This is a genomic window from Candidatus Palauibacter sp., assembly GCF_965213655.1.
Lineage (GTDB): Bacteria > Gemmatimonadota > Gemmatimonadetes > Palauibacterales > Palauibacteraceae > Palauibacter.
This window is the reverse complement of the sequence record NZ_CBDBZT010000003.1, coordinates 3,311,265-3,328,020: the sequence shown is the minus strand read 5'-3', so window position 1 is coordinate 3,328,020 and position 16,756 is coordinate 3,311,265. Positions and strand designations below refer to the sequence as shown.

Genomic DNA, 16,756 nt, shown 5'->3' with positions numbered 1-16,756 from the left:
CGCGAGCCCGCTACGGCACGAGCCGCACGAGATTCGTCCATGTCGTCCGTTCGATCTCGTCCACCGCCGCCGTGCGCGTCTCGATGCCGGCGGCGAGCCGGGCCAGCAGGTCGAGCTGCCCCTGCGTGGGCGGGCCGTCTCCCATTGACGCGAAGCCCATGAGCCGCGCCAGCTTGCTGTCGATGGCAGTCGGGTTCGCGATCAGGTCCTGCCCGGCGCGCGCCCGGTACTGCACGAGGCGCTCCTCAACCGGATAGAGTTCGCCGTTCAACTCCTCGAGCGCGGCCTGCAGACGGTCCCCTCCTCCGCCGCGCTCCACGGCCTGCTCGGCACGCTCGCGCAGGTCGCGGATTCTCGCCACAAGCTCCATGGTCTCGGTCAGGCGGTCTCTCGCTTCGAGCAGGAACTCGAACTGGGCGCGCAGTTGCTCGTCCGTCACGTCCACCCTCGGATCCCTGACGACCTCGAAAGGCTGTGAGAGCGTGCGGTCGCCGAGATCGAGTTCGACGGTGTAGTCGCCGGGCGGCACGCGGGGACCCTGCGCGCTTCCCTGGAAGACGGCGTCGTCGAGCACACGCGCCGACTCCACGCGCAGATCCCACACGAAGGTGTGCGCGCCGGCTCCGGCGGACAGCGTCGAGACGCCCCCGCCGGCCCCGAAGAAGTCCATGCCGGCCGCCGCCGCTTCGGTTTCGCTCGAGAACTCGCGGATCAGCGCGCGGCCCTCGAGGATGCGGAGTGAGACCCCGCCCGCCGCCGCCTCGGGCAGGTAGTAGGAAATGACGACGCCATCCGGCGGGTTCGCCCCGGCCGGATCTCCCGCCCCGGGCCGTCCCATCGCCGAAAACAGGGCGGCGGGGGAGGCGCCCGGGTTGAAGCGCGTCGTGGTCCGCGGACGGAAGAGTCTCGGCTCGCTCGCCATCTCCCCGGCCCCCACCTGGTGGAGCAACTGCACGTTGTCCAGTACCCAGAACGAGCGTCCGTGCGTGGCCGCCGCGATGTCACCGTCGCGGAGCACGAGGTCGTGGATCGGGACGACCGGGAGGTTGAGGCTCAAGGGCTGCCACGAGTCCCCCGCGTCGAACGAGACATGGACCGTGCGCTCGGTACCGGCGTACAGGAGCCCCGCCCTGCCCGGGTCCTCACGGATTACACGCGTGAAATCGTTGTCGGGGATCCCCGTCGTGATCCGCGTCCACGTCTCCCCGTAGTCCGTCGTCCGGTACAGGTAGGGGGCATGATCGGAGAGCTTGTAGCGCGTCGCGGCGACGTACGCCGTGGCGGGGTCGTGCTGCGAAGGCTCGAGGATGGAGATGAGCGCGAACTCGGGCAGGTCCGGGATGGTCACGTCCTCCCAGTTCGCGCCGCCATCGCGCGACACGTGGATGTACCCGTCATCCGATCCCGCCCACAGGAGCCCCGGCTCGAGCGGCGACTCGGCGAACGCGAAGATCGTCGCGTACCACTCGGGGCCGTAGGCCTCGCGCGTGATCGGTCCCCAGTACTCTCCGGTGTCCTCGGCCTCGTAGGCGGGGGTCGGCTCCAGCGTCCTCGGGTCGGCGCGCGTGAGGTCCGGGCTGATGACCTCCCAGCTGTGGCCTTCGTCCGTCGTGCGGTGCACATGTTGCGACGTCACGTAGAGGACGTCCGGGTCGTGCGGCGACGTCATCACCGGGTACGTCCACCAGAAGCGGTAGTTGATGTCAGCCGAGCCCCAGCCATAATGCGTCTCCGGGTTCGGGGAAATGTCGCGCACCTGCCGGTTGCGGTGATCGTAACGGTACACCCAGTGGTGGTCCCCCGCGTAGACGATGTCGGGATCCTCGGTGTTCACCGCGATGTAGCCGTCCTCGCCTCCGCCGACCGTGTACCAGTCCTCGATCGAGATGCGCCCGAAATCGGAGCGGCTGGGGACGGAGATCGAGGTGTTGTCCTGCTGGGAGGCGTAGAGGCGGTACGGCGTCTGGTTGTCGGCGGTCACATGGTACATCTGCGCCGTCGCCTGATTCAGGAGGCTCGACCAGGAGAGGCCCCCGTCGAAGCTCACCGCAGCGCCTCCGTCGCTCCCGTTGACCATCCGGCGCGGATTGGCGGGGTCGATCCACAGATCGTGGTGATCCGGGTGCGGCGTGAAGACGCGCGAGAAGTTCTCGCCTCCGTCGGTCGACTTCCAGAGAAAGACGTTGAGGACGAAGACGGTGTTCTCGTCGCCGGGGTCCGCCACGATGTGGTGGTAGTACCAAGGGCGCTGGAGGAGGTTGGCGTCCTCGTTCACCCGCATCCACGTCTCTCCCGCATCATCGGAGCGGAAGATCCCCTTCACGCCGCGCGCCGCGTCGATGATCGCCCACAGGCGGTCGGAGTTCCGCGGCGAGACGGTGATCCCGATGCGTCCCTTGAGGCCGGACGGGAGGCCGGGGCTGTCGGTCAGTTCGGTCCAGGTGTCGCCGCCGTCCGTGCTCTTGAAGAGTCCGGTGCCGGGCCCCGCGCTGCGGAAGCCCCAGGGGAACCGGCGCAACTCCAGGAGCGAGGCGTAGAGGATGTCGGGGTTCGAGGGATCGAGGACGAGGTCGATCGCGCCCGAGTTCTCGTCCCGGTACAGGACCTTCTCCCAGGTGGTGCCGCCATCGCGCGTGCGGTAGACGCCGCGCGCCTCGCTTGCGCCCCACGCGTCGCCGAGCGCGGCCACCCAGGCGACGTCCGGGTTCTCCGGATGCACGCGCACCCGGGCAATCTGGAGCGTCTCCGCGAGTCCGAGGTGCCGCCAGCTCGTCCCGCCGTCGTCGGAGCGGTAGACGCCATCGCCGTGAGAGGCGTTGCCGCGGATGCACGTCTCGCCCATGCCGACGTACACGATGTCCGGGTGGGAGCCGCTGACTTCGACGGCCCCCACGGAACCGGTGCCGAAATAACCATCGGAGACGTTGCGCCAGTTCGCCCCGCCGTCGTCCGTCTTCCAGACGCCGCCGCCGGCGGCGCCCTGATAGAAGACGAGATCATCCGATGGGTGGCCGGCCACGCCGAGCACGCGGCCGCCGCGCGTGGGGCCGATCGAGCGCCACTCGAGGAGATCGAGCAATCCGTCGTCGACGGGCTGGGCGGATGTGGCCGCGGGCGTCGAAGTGCCGACAAGCGCCAGCGCGAGCAGGGACCGTGCGATTCGGGTCATCGGTCGGGCGATGCGGGATTCTGCCACGGGTTGCCGTCTCCTTCGAAGGTCGTCAAGCGGAGCCGAGCCCCGAATCTCGCGATCTGCCCGCGTGCCGAACAGCCGCGCGGGTGGATGGCGGCGTCCGCCGGCGCCTGCTTGTGACGCGGCGCCGGCATGTTGGCGCTCGGCGCGAGCGTGTGTGAACATGCGGGATGACCCCTTCGTCGACCCCGGATAGCGTCTCGTGACGCGGCTCCGTTTGGACTGCGCGCGGTCGGCGCTCCGGACGCTCCTCCTCGCCGGTACCGCGACCTACTCCGCTGCCATCCCTCGCGCCGCCGAAGCGCAGTCGGGCGTGGAGGGTGGCGCGCGCGCAGACACGCTCGAGCAAGAGGTCCGTCAGCGGATGGACCCGGCCGTCCGGGTCTTCTCGCGTACGGAGATTCTCGAAACCGGACAATCCGAACTCGCTTCCGCCCTGAACGAACTCCTGCCTGCCGCCTACTTCCCGCGCCGGCAGGTCGTGGACCTCACGTCGGGCGTCCGGCCCTTCCAGCTCCGCGGCCTCTCGCCGGACCACACGCTCGTGTTGCTGAACGGGAAACGCCGCCATCCCACGGCGGTCGTGCACGCGCTGGGCGGGGGTCCCTTCCCGGGCGCGAGCGGCGTGGACATCAACGCGTTCCCGCTCCAGGCGATCGAGCGCGTGGAAGTCGCACGCGACGGGGGCGCGACGCGGCACGGCTCCGACGCGATCGCCGGCCTCATCGACCTGCGTCTCCGGAACACGGTCTCGGCGCCCGAGTTCATCGTCTCCGTAGGCCACCACCTTCCCGACGAATGGGATGACGACGGGCTGCGCTACGGCCTGTCGGGCAACTGGGGACTGGGCATCGGCCGCAGAGGCGTCCTGAACCTCACGGGCGCGTTCAGCCAGCGGGAACCCACGAACCGCGCGGGCGCCGACGGGCGCGATCAACTCCTCCCCGGGGACGCGGACTTCGTCGACCGGGGTCTCGTCATCCGCAAGCACAACGACGTGGAGCAGCCGAACCACCTGTGGGGGGACGGTGAGTCGTCGAACTTCATGCTGTTCGCAAACTTCGAGCGCCCCTTCGGCGACGCGCGCGGGGACCCTGAACTGTACGCGTTCGGCGGCTACAGCCGGCGCCGGGACCTTCACTCGGGTTTCTTCGTGCGTTCGATGGACGATCGCAACTGGCCGGCGATCCATCCACTCGGCTTCCTCCCCGGCTTCGACTCCGACACGCGGGACCTTTCCCTCGTCACGGGTTTTCGGGGGGGCGGAGACGAGGAGAGCCGGGGCTGGGATCTGAACGCCCAGTACGGCTCGAACCGGGCCGACAACGACCTCTTCGACACGCTCAACCCCTCGCTCGGGCCCTGCCTCGAGTCGGCGTGCGCGCCCGGCGCGGACGGAATCCCGGGGACGGCGGACGACCCGGGGATCCCGAACCGGACCCGGTTCTCCACCGGCGGGCTCGAGAGCCGGCAGTTCCTCGCGAATGCGGACGTGTGGCGCAGGATCGACACGGGCCTCGGCGCGGGTCCGCTGCGCCTCCGCCTCGGCGCGACGCTCCGGTTGGACAACTACCGGATTCTTGCGGGAGAACACGCATCCAGAGTCGACGGCTTCCACCCGACCCAGAGCGGCGGCGTCGCGGCCGCAGGCTCCCAACTCTTCACCGGTTTCCGGCCGGAGGAGGCCGGGAGCTGGAACCGGTCGAGCTTCAGCGTCCACGGTGAGGTCGATGCGCCCCTGACGCGGTATCTCCTGGCTTCCGCGACGGGACGCTACGAGCGCTTCAGCGGCATCGGCGGCACGCTGAACGGGAAGTTCGCGCTGCGCGTCGCCCTCTCAGCGGACGCCGTCTTCCGGGCGAGCGTGTCCACGGGTTTCCGGCCTCCGGCGCTGAGCCAGTCCCACTACGGACACGTCACGGCGCGACGCCGCGAGGACCCCGACGACCCGGGCGTCCCCTCGCGGTTCGAGGCGGGCACATTCCCGGTGGGCGCTCCGGAAGCGCGGGCCGTCGGCGCCTCACCCCTCCGGGGGGAGAGGTCGCGCTCCGTCAGCGCGGGGTTCGCGCTCACGCCGGCCGACGACCTGCACCTGACGATCGACGGTTATGCGACGGAGGTGGACGACGCCATCCTCCTCTCCGACCGACTGGTCAGCGGGGTCAGCGGCCTCGTCGATCACCTGCTGGCGGATCTTCCGGTGGAATCCATCCGTTTCTTCTCCAACGCGATCGACCTGCGGTCGTACGGTGTCGATGCGCGGGTCACGTGGGGGCGGCGTCTCGCGGAGGCCTCACGCCTCGAGTTCAGTGCATCGGCGAACTGGGGGCAGGTCCGCGGTCGCTGCCCGGAGGGCGACATCGCCGCCTGCGTGAAGGAGAACGAGGCGCTGCGAGACGAATCGTACAGGATCTACAACGGGTTCGACGTTTTCTTCCTCGAGGAGGGGCGCCCGGACTGGCGGGGCGTGTTCAGGACCGGGTTCTCGACCGGAGCGTTCGAGTTCGGCCTCGGAGCGAACTACTACGGGGCGCAGGAGGAACTGCGCGCGCTCGGCGTCGGCGAACACCCCCACAGAATCCGACGCCTCGAACCGAGGGTCCTCTTCGATGCGGGAGTCCACGTCGACCTGACCGGTGCGTGGCGACTCACAGTCGGCGCCGAGAACTTGTTCGATGCCTTCCCGACGCGGGTGGACGCGTTCGGAGGGATCTTCCCCTACCGCTCGTTCTCGGCGATGGGATTCAACGGCCGCTACCTGTACGCGCGCCTGCAGGTCTCCTAGGGACAGGCCGGGTCAGAGGTCCTAGCCGTCGGGCCAGAGGGGGCCCTGTTCGGCCGGCACACGGCCCATGCCCATGTAGACGAACTTCTGGATCCGCTTCCCATCGTACGTCTCGGTCGTGTAGACGTTGCCCTTCGAGTCGGTGGCGATGCTGTGGACGCCGATGAACTGGCCCGGCTGCCGGCCCCCGTCGCCGAAGCTGGTCAGAACCTCGAGCGAGGCCCGGTCCACGACGTAGACTCTGTGGTTCGACCCATCGGCGACGTACATGTACCGCTGCTCGGGATCGCGGGAGAATGCGATATCCCAGGTCGAGCCGGCGCCCAGCGTGCGCGGCGCGATCATCATCTCGTCCACGTACGTCCCGTCCCTTTGGAAGACCTGGATCCGGTCGCCGGCACGGTCGCAGACGTAGATCAGACCGTCCAGCGAGGGGTCGGCGCAGTGTACGGGCGTGCGGAACTGCTGGAGAGGTGGCGCATCCGGATCGTAGGGCGGCGGGGGCGTGTCGTCCGGCGCGTTGCCGTAGGCGCCCCAGTACCGCTTGAACGCGCCCGTCGACGCGTCGAGCACCGCCACGCGGCGGCCGCCATAGCCATCCGCGACGTAGGCTTCGTTGGCCTCCGCATCGAAGGCGACCTTCGCCACCCGGTTGAAGCGCGTTTCACTGTGGCTGTCCGGATCGAGCCCCAGTTGCGGTTGGCCGTACGAAGCGAGGAACTCGCCATCGCGCGTGAACTTGAGGATGTGCGAATCGCTCGCCCCGTTGCCGCCGATCCACACGTTGTCCATGTGGTCCAGCGTGACCCCATGGTTCGACTCGGGCCACACGTAGTCGTCGGACGGGCCGCCCCATGAGTTCACGAGATTCCCCTCCGGGTCGAACTCGAGCACCTCGGGGGCGGCGCGGCAGCACTCGCTCGTCGGCGGATCGGCTTCCGCTCCGAGCTCGGTGCCCGGGTTGATCGAAGCCCGGCGATGGATGATGAACACGTGGTCGCGGGAGTCCACGCCGACCCCGATCGTGGAACCGAGCAGCCAGTGTTCCGGCAGCGGCCGGGGCCAGAAGGGATCCACCTCGAACATCGGCGCCTCGACACCGGCTCCGTCTCCCGCGTCGGCCGAACCCGCGTCGTCCATCGCCGCCTGACCGCAGGCGAGGGCGATGATGCCCGCCGCGAAGGCACCACAAATGAGTGTTCGACGCTTCGTGTCCATGATTCTCCCTCTTACTGGTCGCCGCGCGGCCAGGGCGGGCCCTGGTGTTCGGCGGATACCGGACCCATGCCCATGTACACGAACTTCTGGACGCGCTTCCCCTCGTAGGTCTCGGTCGTGTAAATGTTGCCGTTCGAGTCCGTCGCGATGCTGTGGACCGCGAAGAACTGGCCGGGCTGCCGGCCGCCGTCCCCGAAGCTGGTCAGGACCTCGAGCGAGGCGCGGTCCATGACGTAGACGCGCATGTTCTTCCCGTCGGCGACGTACATGTACTGCTGGTCCGCGTCGCGCGAGAAGGCGATGTCCCAGGTCGAACCGTCGCCCAGCGTGCGAGGCGCGATCCGCACCTCGTCCACATACGTCCCGTCCGTCTGGAAGACCTGGATACGGTCGTTGGGGCGGTCGCACACGTACACGAGGCCGTCGAGCGAGGGCTCGGCACAGTGCACCGGGGTCCGGAACTGCTGGATGAGCGGCGCATCCGGGTCGTAGGGGGGCGTGCGGGTATCATCGGGCGCGTTGCCGTAGGCGCCCCAGTAACGCTTGAAGGCCCCGGTCGAGGCATCGAGGACGGCGACGCGGCGACCGCCGTAGCCGTCGGCGAGATAGGCCTCGTTGGCCGCGGCATCGAAGGAGAGCTTGGCCACGCGGTTGAAGCGCGTCTCGCTGTGGCTGTCGGGCTCCGGGCCCGCCTCCGGCTCACCGTAGGAGGCCAGGAACTCGCCATCGCGGGAGAACTTGAGGACGTGCGTGTCGTTCGGCCCGTTACCGCCGATCCACAGGTTGTCCATGTGGTCGACGGTGATGCCGTGGTTCGAGCCGGGCCACACGTAGTCGTCGGAGGGACCTCCCCACGCGTTCACGAGATTGCCATCGGGATCGAACTCGAGCACAGGGGGGGCGGCGCGGCAGCATTCGCCGATCGGCGGATCCGCGTCGGCCCCGCCCTCGGTGCGCTCCGTGAGGTTGCCGCGGTGCACGATGAAGACGTGGTCGCGCGAGTCCACGCCGACGCCGATGGCCGATCCCAGCACCCAGTGATCCGGCAACGGCTTGGGCCAGAACGGGTCCACCTCGAACATCGGCGCCTTGACGCCCTGCCCCTCGCTGGCCTGGGCCCCGTCGTCCATGGCCGCCTGGCCGCACGCGAGCGCGATGGCGATGCCCGCGACCGCACCGAAGATGAGGGTTTGCCGCTTCCCGTTCATAACTGTTTCTCCTTGCGGATCCTGAATCGCTACCGCGTTGCCCGGCCCCGACCTTTCCCGATCGATTCACGCTACAGATGCCGTCCTCTCGCGTCCAGAGATCCGCTGGCCGCGGGCTGCCGGGGTCGACGGCGCGAGCCGGCCGCGCCATCGTTGCGGGCGGATCCAGGTTGCTCTCCCAAGCTCACGAAGTTCGGGGATCGCGGATGAAGCGAGGTAACACACGCCGTCCGACCCGGCGCACAGCGCTGTTGATGGGGTGCGTCCTCGCTCTATACGGTCTGACGAGTCTGGCCGGTGCGGCGCGGGCGGCGCCGGATCGCGCGGCCGAGGCGATCCCCGCCGTGCCGCACGAGATTCCGGTGGACGTCACCGTGCAGGCCTTTGTCTCGCCGGAGGGGGGGCGGCTCCGCTTTCTCGTCAGGGCCCCGCTCGAAGCCATGCGGGACATCGAGTTTCCGCGCTACGGCCTGGGCTACCTCGACCTCGAGGCGGCCGGCCCCTTCCTCGTCGACGCGGCACAGCTCTGGCTCGCCGATTACGTGACTTTCTTCGAGGAGGACCGGCAGCTGGCCCAGCCCCGAATCGTGGCGACGCGGGTCTCGATCCCGTCGGACCGTTCCTTTACCAGTTACGAGACGGCCCTGGCGCACTTCGACGACCCGCCGCTCGACCCCGGGCTCCAGCTTCCGTGGCGGCAGGCCCTGCTCGATGTCCTGCTGGAGTACGATATCGAGTCGGATGAGTCCCGCTTCTCGATCGATCCGGCGTTCGCGCACCTCGGCCTGCGGACGGTCACCGTGCTGCGCCTGCGGCCGCCGGATCGGCCGGAGCGCGTCTTCCAGTACGTCGGCGATCCGGGACTCGTGCGGCTCGACCCCCGCTGGCACCAGGCGGCGCTGCGCTTCGTTTCACTTGGCTTCACGCACATCCTCGACGGAATCGACCACCTGCTTTTCCTCCTCTGCCTCGTCATCCCGCTGCGCACGCTGTGGGGTCTCGTGCCCGTCATCACCTCGTTCACGATCGCGCACTCGATCACGCTCATCGCCTCCGCCTTCGGGATCGCGCCGCGGGCGCTCTGGTTCCCGCCGCTGATCGAGACCCTGATCGCGCTCTCCATCGTCTACATGGCGCTCGAGAACATCGTCGGAGCGAGACCGCGGAAGCGGTGGCTGCTCGCGTTCGGGTTCGGGCTCGTGCACGGGTTCGGGTTTTCCTTCGCGCTCAGTGAGTCGCTCCAGTTCGCCGGCGGGCACCTGCTCGCTTCCCTGCTCGCCTTCAACGTGGGCGTGGAACTGGGGCAGCTCGTCGTGGTCGCCATCGCCGTTCCGGTGGTCGAACTGCTGTTCCGCAAGGTGGTCGCGGAGCGGGTGGGGACGATCATCGGCTCGGCGCTCCTGGCGCACACCGGTTGGCACTGGATGACGGACCGCGGCTCCGATCTGCTGGCATACCGCTTCACCTGGCCCGCCTTCGACGGAGCGCTGGCCGCCGCGCTAATGCGCTGGGGGGCGCTGGCTCTGATCGTCGTGGGGGCGGCGTGGGTGATCAGCGGACCCTTCGGCAAGCTGGCGGCGAAAGCGAAGGGGGGTGGCCGGGCCGCCTTGGCGGATTAGCCCGTTTCGACGGCGCCGCTTGCGCTTGCCCGCCCGGGCGATCACGTCCCATCGTCCCGGACCCAACACGGAAGGAGGCCGGATGAGAGGCACAGGGAGAATCATGCTTGCCGCGGTAGTCGTGCTGGCGGCGGGCACAGCGGGAGCAGGCGCGCTGGCGGCGCAGTTGACGGCGCCGAACCCGTACATGGCGATTGATGGCTGGGGACAGTTGCCCGATGGCCGGCAGTGGGGCGCGACGAGCGCCGTGTATCCGGCGCCGGACGGCGAGCACATCTGGGTGGGCGAGCGCTGCGGGGCGAACCTGTGCGTCGAGAGCGACGTCGACCCGATCCTGCTTTTCGACACCGAGGGGAACCTCGTACGGAGCTTCGGCTCGGGCCTCATCGCGTGGCCGCACGGGATGTTCGTCGAGCCGGACGGCAGCGTTTGGGTGGCCGACGCCGTGGGTTACGCGCCGGTGCCGGAGGGCTGGGGGCATGTGATCTACAAGTTCAGCCCCGAGGGCGAAGTCCTGATGGTGCTGGGGGAGAAGGGCGTCGCGGGCGACGGGCCGGGGCACTTCAACAAGCCCTCGGACATCCTCGTCACCTCGGACGGCACGATCTTCGTGGCGGACGGGCACGACGCGGGAGGCAACAACCGGATCGTCAAGTTCTCGGCGGACGGCACATACCTCATGGAGTGGGGGAGCGCGGGGACGGCGAACGGCCAGTTCCGGGATCCCCATGCGCTCGCCATGGACTCGCAGGGACGTCTCTTCGTCGGCGACCGCGGCAACAGCCGCGTCCAGGTCTTCGACCAGGAGGGGAACCACCTCGAGACGTGGCATCAGTTCGGGCGTCCCAGCGGCCTCTTCATCGACGAGAACGACGTGCTGTACTCGACGGACTCGGAGTCGAACGCGCGCCGCAACAAGGGATGGCTGCGCGGGATCTACGTCGGCGACGCGGCGACGGGCTGGGTGACGGCCTTCATCCCGGATCCGGAGCCGAATCAGGACGGGTCGGGAACGAGCGGCGCCGAGGGGATCGCGATCGACGCGCACGGGAACCTGTACGGGGCGGAGGTCGGACCGCGGCAGATGCGGAAGTACATCCGGCGTTAGCGCGCTGCTGGCGTGCGGACGGGTGCCGGTCGAGCGGCACGTGGTAAACCAGGACAGGAGTTCTGACATGAAGCGCACAGTGAGCCTTCTGGCCCTCCTCCTCGCGTTCGGCGCGAGCGGGGCGGCGGCACAGGACGAGAACATCAGCTTCTTCATCACCAGTTCGAATCCGGGGGACGGCGCGGATCTCGGCGGTATCGAGGGCGCGGACGCGTACTGCGAGACGTTGGCCGCGGCGGCGGGGCTGCCGGACCGCATGTGGCGGGCCTACCTCAGCACGACGGGCGCGGGCGGCGTGAGCGCGCGCGACCGGATCGGCGACGGGCCGTGGTACAACCACGCGGGCACGATGATCGCCCGGGACGTCGAGCATCTGCACAGCAACGGCCCGAACCTGACCAAAGCCACGATCCTCACCGAGAACGGCGATGAGGTGAACGGCCGGGGCGACCAGCCGAACCAGCACGACATCCTCACCGGCTCGCTCATGAATGGCATGGCTTCGGACGCGGACGGGGACACGACGTGCAGCAACTGGACGTCTGGCGGCGAGGGGAGCGCGCTCGTCGGGCACCACGACCGGACGGGTGGCGGCCAGAACCCGACGTCGTGGAACGAGGCGCACGGTTCGCGGGGCTGCAGCCTCGAGAACCTGCGCGGGACGGGCGGCGACGGCCGCTTCTACTGCTTCGCCACGGACGGGCCGAGCGGTGGCGACGTGCTGCGCCAGCGAGAGCGATAGAGCCGACCTGGCAACAGAGACATCCGATGTACTGGTCGTCGGTGGGGGGCCGGCCGGCTGCGCCGTCGCGGCGTCGCTGGCGCGGCGCGGGCATGATGTCGCGCTGATCACACGGCCGGCCCCGCCGGCGAAATGGCTCGCCGAGTCGATCCCCGGCTCGGCGCGCAAGCTGCTGGAACGCGTCGGGGCGCTCGACGCCCTGGACGCGGCGGGCCTCGTGCCGAACGAGGGCAACACCGTGTGGTGGGCCGGGCTGCCCCGCCGGGAAGAACGGTTCGGGGCGCCCGAGCGCGGCTTCCATGCGGACCGGGCGGCGCTGGAAGCCGCCTTCCACGGCGTGGCCCGCGACGCGGGGGCGCGGCTCGTGACGGACGGGCCAGTCATCGAGACGGCCGAGGGGCCCGATGGCTGGCGCGTGGCCACCTCGACCGCGCGCTACCGGGCCCGTTGGGTGCTCGACGCCTCCGGCCGGGCCGGGGTGCTCGCCCGCCACGGGCTGCGAATCCGCGAACGCGGGATCGCCACGCTCGCGCTCGTCGGCCGCTGGACCTCGACCCGCGGCCACGCCCCGCCGGACCCCGGCTGTACGCTCATCGAGAGCTACCGCGACGGCTGGGCCTGGTCGGTACCCACCTCGCCGCGTACCCGCTGCGTGACGGCGATGGTCGACCCGCGCCGCACGCACCTGGCGCGCGAACGGGGCCTCGACGGCATGTGGCGCGCCGAACTGGCCAAGGCGGCGCGGCTCGGCGAGCACCTCGCCGAAGGACGGCTGGACGGGCCCGTGCGGGCATGTCCCGCGTCGCTCTACGGCGCGACCTCGCACGGCCGGCCGGGCCAGCTCCTCGTCGGCGACGCCGGCTCGTTCATCGACCCTCTCTCCTCGTACGGCGTCAAGAAGGCACTCGCCTCGGCCTGGCTCGCCGCGATCGTCGCCCACACGGGACTTGAAGACGAGACGATGGCCGAACCGGCCTCCGACTTCTACGACGATCGTGAACGCGAAGTGTACCGCACCTACCGGGCGCTATCCGTTCCTTTCCTCGAACAGGCCGCCGAGGCGAGCGGCCACGCGTTCTGGGAGGTTCGTCTGGCCGCGGCCCGGGAAGCGGGCGCGGACATCCTGGAACCCACCCCCGCACCCGGAGCGCCCGCGGTGTCGGAACCTGGAGACCGCTCGCTCGCGGAGCGCCGGGCAGATGCCTACCTGGCGCGCCCGGAGGTGCGGACGGCGTGGGAGACGATCCGCTCGCTGCCGGCCGTGCATCTCCGCCCGGCCCCGGGGCTCTCGACCGTGCACCGCCCCGCCGTGGTCGACGACCGGATCACCCTCGAGGCTCACCTGGTCTCCGACCGGCTCCCGGACGGCGCGCGCTACGTGCGCAACGTCGATCTGCGGCGGCTCGTCGATCTCGCACCCACCTCCGACCAGGTCCCCAACCTGTTCGAGGCCTACAACCGGCCCGGAATGGAGGCGCCGCTCCCGGACTTTCTCGCCGCACTCGCCTTCGCGGTGGGTGCCGGTTTCCTCGAGTTGGCCGACGATTGACGGAGGGCCGGCAGACGATCGCAGGACGTGTTGAGGACGTGCCGGAGACGCCTTTCGGACTGGCGCGCCCGGGTCGGCGGGCGCACAATTGAGCCGGTTCCGAACGGAGGATGGATGAGACGCGAAGCGACCGCGCGAGGGACAATTCACGGGGTGCTGGCGGCCGGGATGGCCGTCGGTGTGCTCGTATTCCTGGGCGCCCGCACCCTCCCCCAGGTGCCCGGGATGCCCGAGGCACCGCTCATCGAGCCCGCCGCCGCTCCGGTCGCCGGCGCCGCCGGAGACCCCATCCGGGCCGACGATGACGGCTACCCGATCGACAACGAGATCATCATTGTCCGCTGCCAGCGCTGCCACGAGCGCGACGAGCAGGGGCGGATGACGCGGATCTCCTACGAGCGGAAGACGCCGGAGGGGTGGCAGACGTCGGTCCGCCGCATGATGGCGCTCAACGACGTCTCCCTGGGCCCCGACGAGGCGCGCGAGGTCGTTCGCTACCTCTCCAACCGGCAGGGTCTCGCGCCGGAGGAACTCGAGCCCGGCCGTTTCGAGGTCGAGCGCCGCCTCATCGAACACGTGTACGAGGCGGATCGCGACGTCGAGAACACCTGCATCCAGTGTCACAGCATGGGCCGCGTCATCACGCAGCGGCGCACGCGCGAGGAGTGGGAACTCCTCATGGCGACGCACCGCGGCCTCTACCCGCTCGTCGATTTTCAGGGCTTCCTCAGGGGCGGGGACGGCGACGCACCCCAGCCGGTAGACGTGGCGATCGACCACCTCTCCGAGGCCTTTCCCCTCGAGACGCCCGAATGGTCCGCCTGGTCGGCATCGATGCGGACACCGCGACTCGCCGGCACCTGGGCGCTGGCGGGGTTCGAGCCCGGGAAGGGTCAGATCTTCGGTACGGTGGAGATCTCCGCCGGCGACGCGCCCGATGAGTTCCGCTCGCGAGCGTCGTACACGTACGCAGAGTCGGGGCAGGAGGTGAGCCGCAGCGGACAGTCCATCGTCTATACCGGCTATCAGTGGCGCGGACGATCGAATCCCGGTGGCGCGGACGAGTTGCGGGAAGTGATGACGGTGGACCGCGGATGGCAGGCGATGACGGGCCGCTGGTTCGCGGGCGCCTACGACGAGTTTGGCCCCGACGTGAAGCTGACGCGCGTGAGCGGCGGCCCCGTCGTGTCCGGCGTACACCCCCGGGCGATCCGCACCGGCGCCTCGTCCACCGAACTCCGCGTACACGGCGTCAACCTCCCGGCGAATGCCGACGCGGCGGACTTCGACTTCGGGCCGGGGGTCCGCGTCGAGTCCGTGGCCGGTGGCGATGGGAGCCGGGTCACCGTCCGCCTCTCGGTCGATGATGACGCGGCGGTCGGCGGGCGCGATCTCTTCCTTGGCGGCGTGGGCCTGCCGGGCGCGATCCGCGTCCATGACGGAGTGGACCGACTCGAGGTGACGCCGCGCGCGGGCATGGCGCGGATCGGCGGCGCGGCCTTCCCGAAGGGCTATCAGCCCTACGACGCGATCGGGTGGGACGACGGCCCGGATGGCGAGCCCAACACGGCGGACGACCTCCGGCTCGGGCGGGTGCCGGTGACCTGGAGCATGGAGGAATACGCCGCGACCTTCGACGACGACGACATCCAGTACGTCGGCGCGCTGGGATCGGACGGGATCTTCACCCCCGCCATCGATGGTCCGAACGAGAGCCGGGTGGGCGACCGAAACAACGTGGGCGACGTGTGGGTCGTGGCGACCTATGCGGGTGCCGACGCGGCTCCCGGAGCAACCCGGAGTCTGCGCGCACGGGCGCACCTCATCGTGACGGTGCCGCTCTACCTCAAGTTCGACCCGTGGCAGGGGGTCCCGACGGGGAGGCTGGTGCCATGATCAAGCCGGTCGGCCAACTGGCGTTGCGAGAGTTTCATGCCTTCGAGGCGTCGGGCGAGCGGTTCCTCTACCTCGTCCCCTCGGCCGGCATCTTCCGGGTCGATGCCGCGTCCTCCGCCATCCTCGATCTGCTCAGCTACGGACCCCGTTCGCCGGGCGAGGTCGTGAACTCCCTCTCGGACCGATACCCCGTCGACCGCGTGCACGACGGGTTGCTCGAACTCCAGCAGATCCGCGCCATCGGCGAGGCCGGGGCTCCCGTCGACCAGGTCGTGAACGACCTGCCGCCGGACGGCTTCCCGCTCACGACGATGGTCCTCAACGTCACCAACAAGTGCAACCTCGCCTGCACCTACTGCTACGAGTACGGCGAAGACAAAATCGTCGACACGACCTGCACGGACGACCCGAAGTTCATGGGAGATGAGACCGCGCGGGAGAGCGTCGAGTTCCTCCTCAAGGAATCGGGACCGATCGAAGTCGCGCACCTCACCTTCTTCGGCGGCGAGACGCTGCTCAACTTCCCCGTGCTCCAGGACACGGTGGCCTACGCCCGGCGCCGCGCCGAGGAGGAGGGGAAGCGGCTCGAATTCAGCCTCACGACGAACGCGACGCTCCTTCGCCCCGACATCATCGAGTGGCTGGCGGACAACGAGATCGGCGTCACCGTCTCCATCGACGGGCCGAAGGAGATGCAGGATCGCATGCGCGTCTTCCACAGCGGGAAGGGCTCCTACGAGACGGTCAAGCCGCGGATCAAGGCACTGCTCAAGCGGCACAAGTCCCGTCCGATCGGCGCGCGCGTGACGCTCACGCGCGAGAACCTCGACATCCACCGCATCTACCGTCACCTCACCGACGAGATGGGGTTCTGGGAGGTGGGCTTCGCGCCGGTTACGACCTCCTCCGGGCGCGACTACGAGATCGAGGACGAAGGATACGACCGCATGCTGCGCCAGTTCGACGAGTTGGCGCGCGACTGGCTGGAGCACGCGGTGCAGAACCGGCACCACGGTTTCTCGAACGTGAAGGACACGCTGGAGGAGATCCACAAGGGCGTGAGCAAGGCGTACCCGTGCGGGGCCGGGCTCGGGCTGATGGGCGTGACGACGGGGGGCGACGTGGCGCTCTGCCACCGCTTCGCCTACTCGAACGACCACAGCTTCGGGACCGTCGCCGAGGGGATCGACCGCGAGCGGCAGAAGGACTTCCTCGAGGACCACCACATCAAGAACAAGACGGACTGCCATACATGCTGGGCCCGCCCGATCTGCTCGGGCGGCTGCTACCACGAGGCGTACACGCGGACGGGAGAGACGAACGCGCCCAACCTGCACTTCTGCAACTGGGTGCGGACGTGGACGCACACGTGTCTGGAGATCTACGGAGAGTTGTCGGAGCGGAACCCGGAGTACCTGGCCCGCTTCGACCATTGACG

General features: G+C 69.4%; 10 protein-coding genes. 7 read left to right on the top strand and 3 right to left on the bottom strand.

What is annotated here, in order from left to right; translation table 11 throughout:
• Window positions 1–10: 10 nt before the first annotated feature.
• Complete coding sequence (locus ACOOGH_RS16810; protein WP_420450004.1) at window positions 11–3,196, bottom strand: WD40/YVTN/BNR-like repeat-containing protein; 3,186 nt, start codon at window positions 3,194–3,196, stop codon at window positions 11–13.
• Between the two features lie 199 nt (window positions 3,197–3,395).
• On the opposite strand from ACOOGH_RS16810, the gene ACOOGH_RS16805 reads away from it, so the two are divergent.
• A complete protein-coding gene (locus ACOOGH_RS16805; RefSeq protein WP_420450003.1) occupies window positions 3,396–5,978 on the top strand; it encodes a TonB-dependent receptor plug domain-containing protein in 2,583 nt (860 codons plus the stop codon).
• A gap of 21 nt (window positions 5,979–5,999) precedes the next feature.
• Here the strand turns inward: ACOOGH_RS16805 and ACOOGH_RS16800 are convergent, their stop codons facing one another.
• Both ACOOGH_RS16800 and ACOOGH_RS16795 read right to left on the bottom strand, forming a co-directional pair.
• Complete coding sequence (locus tag ACOOGH_RS16800; protein ID WP_420450002.1) at window positions 6,000–7,196, bottom strand: hypothetical protein; 1,197 nt, start codon at window positions 7,194–7,196, stop codon at window positions 6,000–6,002.
• 11 nt (window positions 7,197–7,207) lie between these two features.
• Window positions 7,208–8,404 (bottom strand): hypothetical protein, encoded by a 1,197-nt coding sequence (locus tag ACOOGH_RS16795; RefSeq protein ID WP_420450001.1) that lies wholly within the window; start codon window positions 8,402–8,404, stop codon window positions 7,208–7,210.
• Window positions 8,405–8,610: 206 nt separating this feature from the next.
• Between ACOOGH_RS16795 and ACOOGH_RS16790 the strand changes: the two genes are divergently transcribed.
• The 6 genes from ACOOGH_RS16790 (at window position 8,611) to peaB (ending at window position 16,754) form a co-directional block, all read left to right on the top strand.
• The gene (locus tag ACOOGH_RS16790) at window positions 8,611–10,023 is read left to right on the top strand and encodes a HupE/UreJ family protein (protein WP_420450000.1); all 1,413 of its coding nucleotides are present in this window, start codon (window positions 8,611–8,613) and stop codon (window positions 10,021–10,023) included.
• Window positions 10,024–10,105: 82 nt separating this feature from the next.
• Window positions 10,106–11,131, top strand: a complete 1,026-nt coding sequence (locus tag ACOOGH_RS16785; RefSeq protein WP_420449999.1) for a peptidyl-alpha-hydroxyglycine alpha-amidating lyase family protein — start codon at window positions 10,106–10,108, stop codon at window positions 11,129–11,131.
• Window positions 11,132–11,198: 67 nt separating this feature from the next.
• The gene (locus tag ACOOGH_RS16780; RefSeq protein ID WP_420449998.1) at window positions 11,199–11,873 is read left to right on the top strand and encodes a hypothetical protein; all 675 of its coding nucleotides are present in this window, start codon (window positions 11,199–11,201) and stop codon (window positions 11,871–11,873) included.
• Window positions 11,842–13,422, top strand: coding sequence for an NAD(P)/FAD-dependent oxidoreductase (locus tag ACOOGH_RS16775; protein ID WP_420449997.1), 1,581 nt, complete (start codon window positions 11,842–11,844; stop codon window positions 13,420–13,422). Before ACOOGH_RS16780 ends, ACOOGH_RS16775 begins: the two co-directional genes overlap by 32 nt.
• A gap of 114 nt (window positions 13,423–13,536) precedes the next feature.
• Window positions 13,537–15,318: a quinohemoprotein amine dehydrogenase subunit alpha gene (gene peaA / locus ACOOGH_RS16770; protein ID WP_420449996.1), complete on the top strand. Its 1,782-nt coding sequence runs from the start codon at window positions 13,537–13,539 to the stop codon at window positions 15,316–15,318.
• Window positions 15,315–16,754, top strand: a complete 1,440-nt coding sequence (gene peaB / locus ACOOGH_RS16765; RefSeq protein WP_420449995.1) for a quinohemoprotein amine dehydrogenase maturation protein — start codon at window positions 15,315–15,317, stop codon at window positions 16,752–16,754. The genes peaA and peaB overlap by 4 nt, the downstream gene beginning before the upstream one ends.
• The last annotated feature ends 2 nt before the right edge of the window (window positions 16,755–16,756 follow it).

What these genes read in the sequence shown, in the direction of transcription:
- ACOOGH_RS16800 (WP_420450002.1), bottom strand. Translation starts at nt 7,196, where the DNA reads ATGGACACGAAGCGTCGAACACTCATTTGTGGTGCCTTCGCGGCGGGC.
- ACOOGH_RS16795 (WP_420450001.1), bottom strand. Translation starts at nt 8,404, where the DNA reads ATGAACGGGAAGCGGCAAACCCTCATCTTCGGTGCGGTCGCGGGCATC.
- ACOOGH_RS16790 (WP_420450000.1), top strand. Translation starts at nt 8,611, where the DNA reads ATGAAGCGAGGTAACACACGCCGTCCGACCCGGCGCACAGCGCTGTTG.
- ACOOGH_RS16785 (WP_420449999.1), top strand. Translation starts at nt 10,106, where the DNA reads ATGAGAGGCACAGGGAGAATCATGCTTGCCGCGGTAGTCGTGCTGGCG.
- ACOOGH_RS16780 (WP_420449998.1), top strand. Translation starts at nt 11,199, where the DNA reads ATGAAGCGCACAGTGAGCCTTCTGGCCCTCCTCCTCGCGTTCGGCGCG.
- peaA (WP_420449996.1), top strand. Translation starts at nt 13,537, where the DNA reads ATGAGACGCGAAGCGACCGCGCGAGGGACAATTCACGGGGTGCTGGCG.
- peaB (WP_420449995.1), top strand. Translation starts at nt 15,315, where the DNA reads ATGATCAAGCCGGTCGGCCAACTGGCGTTGCGAGAGTTTCATGCCTTC.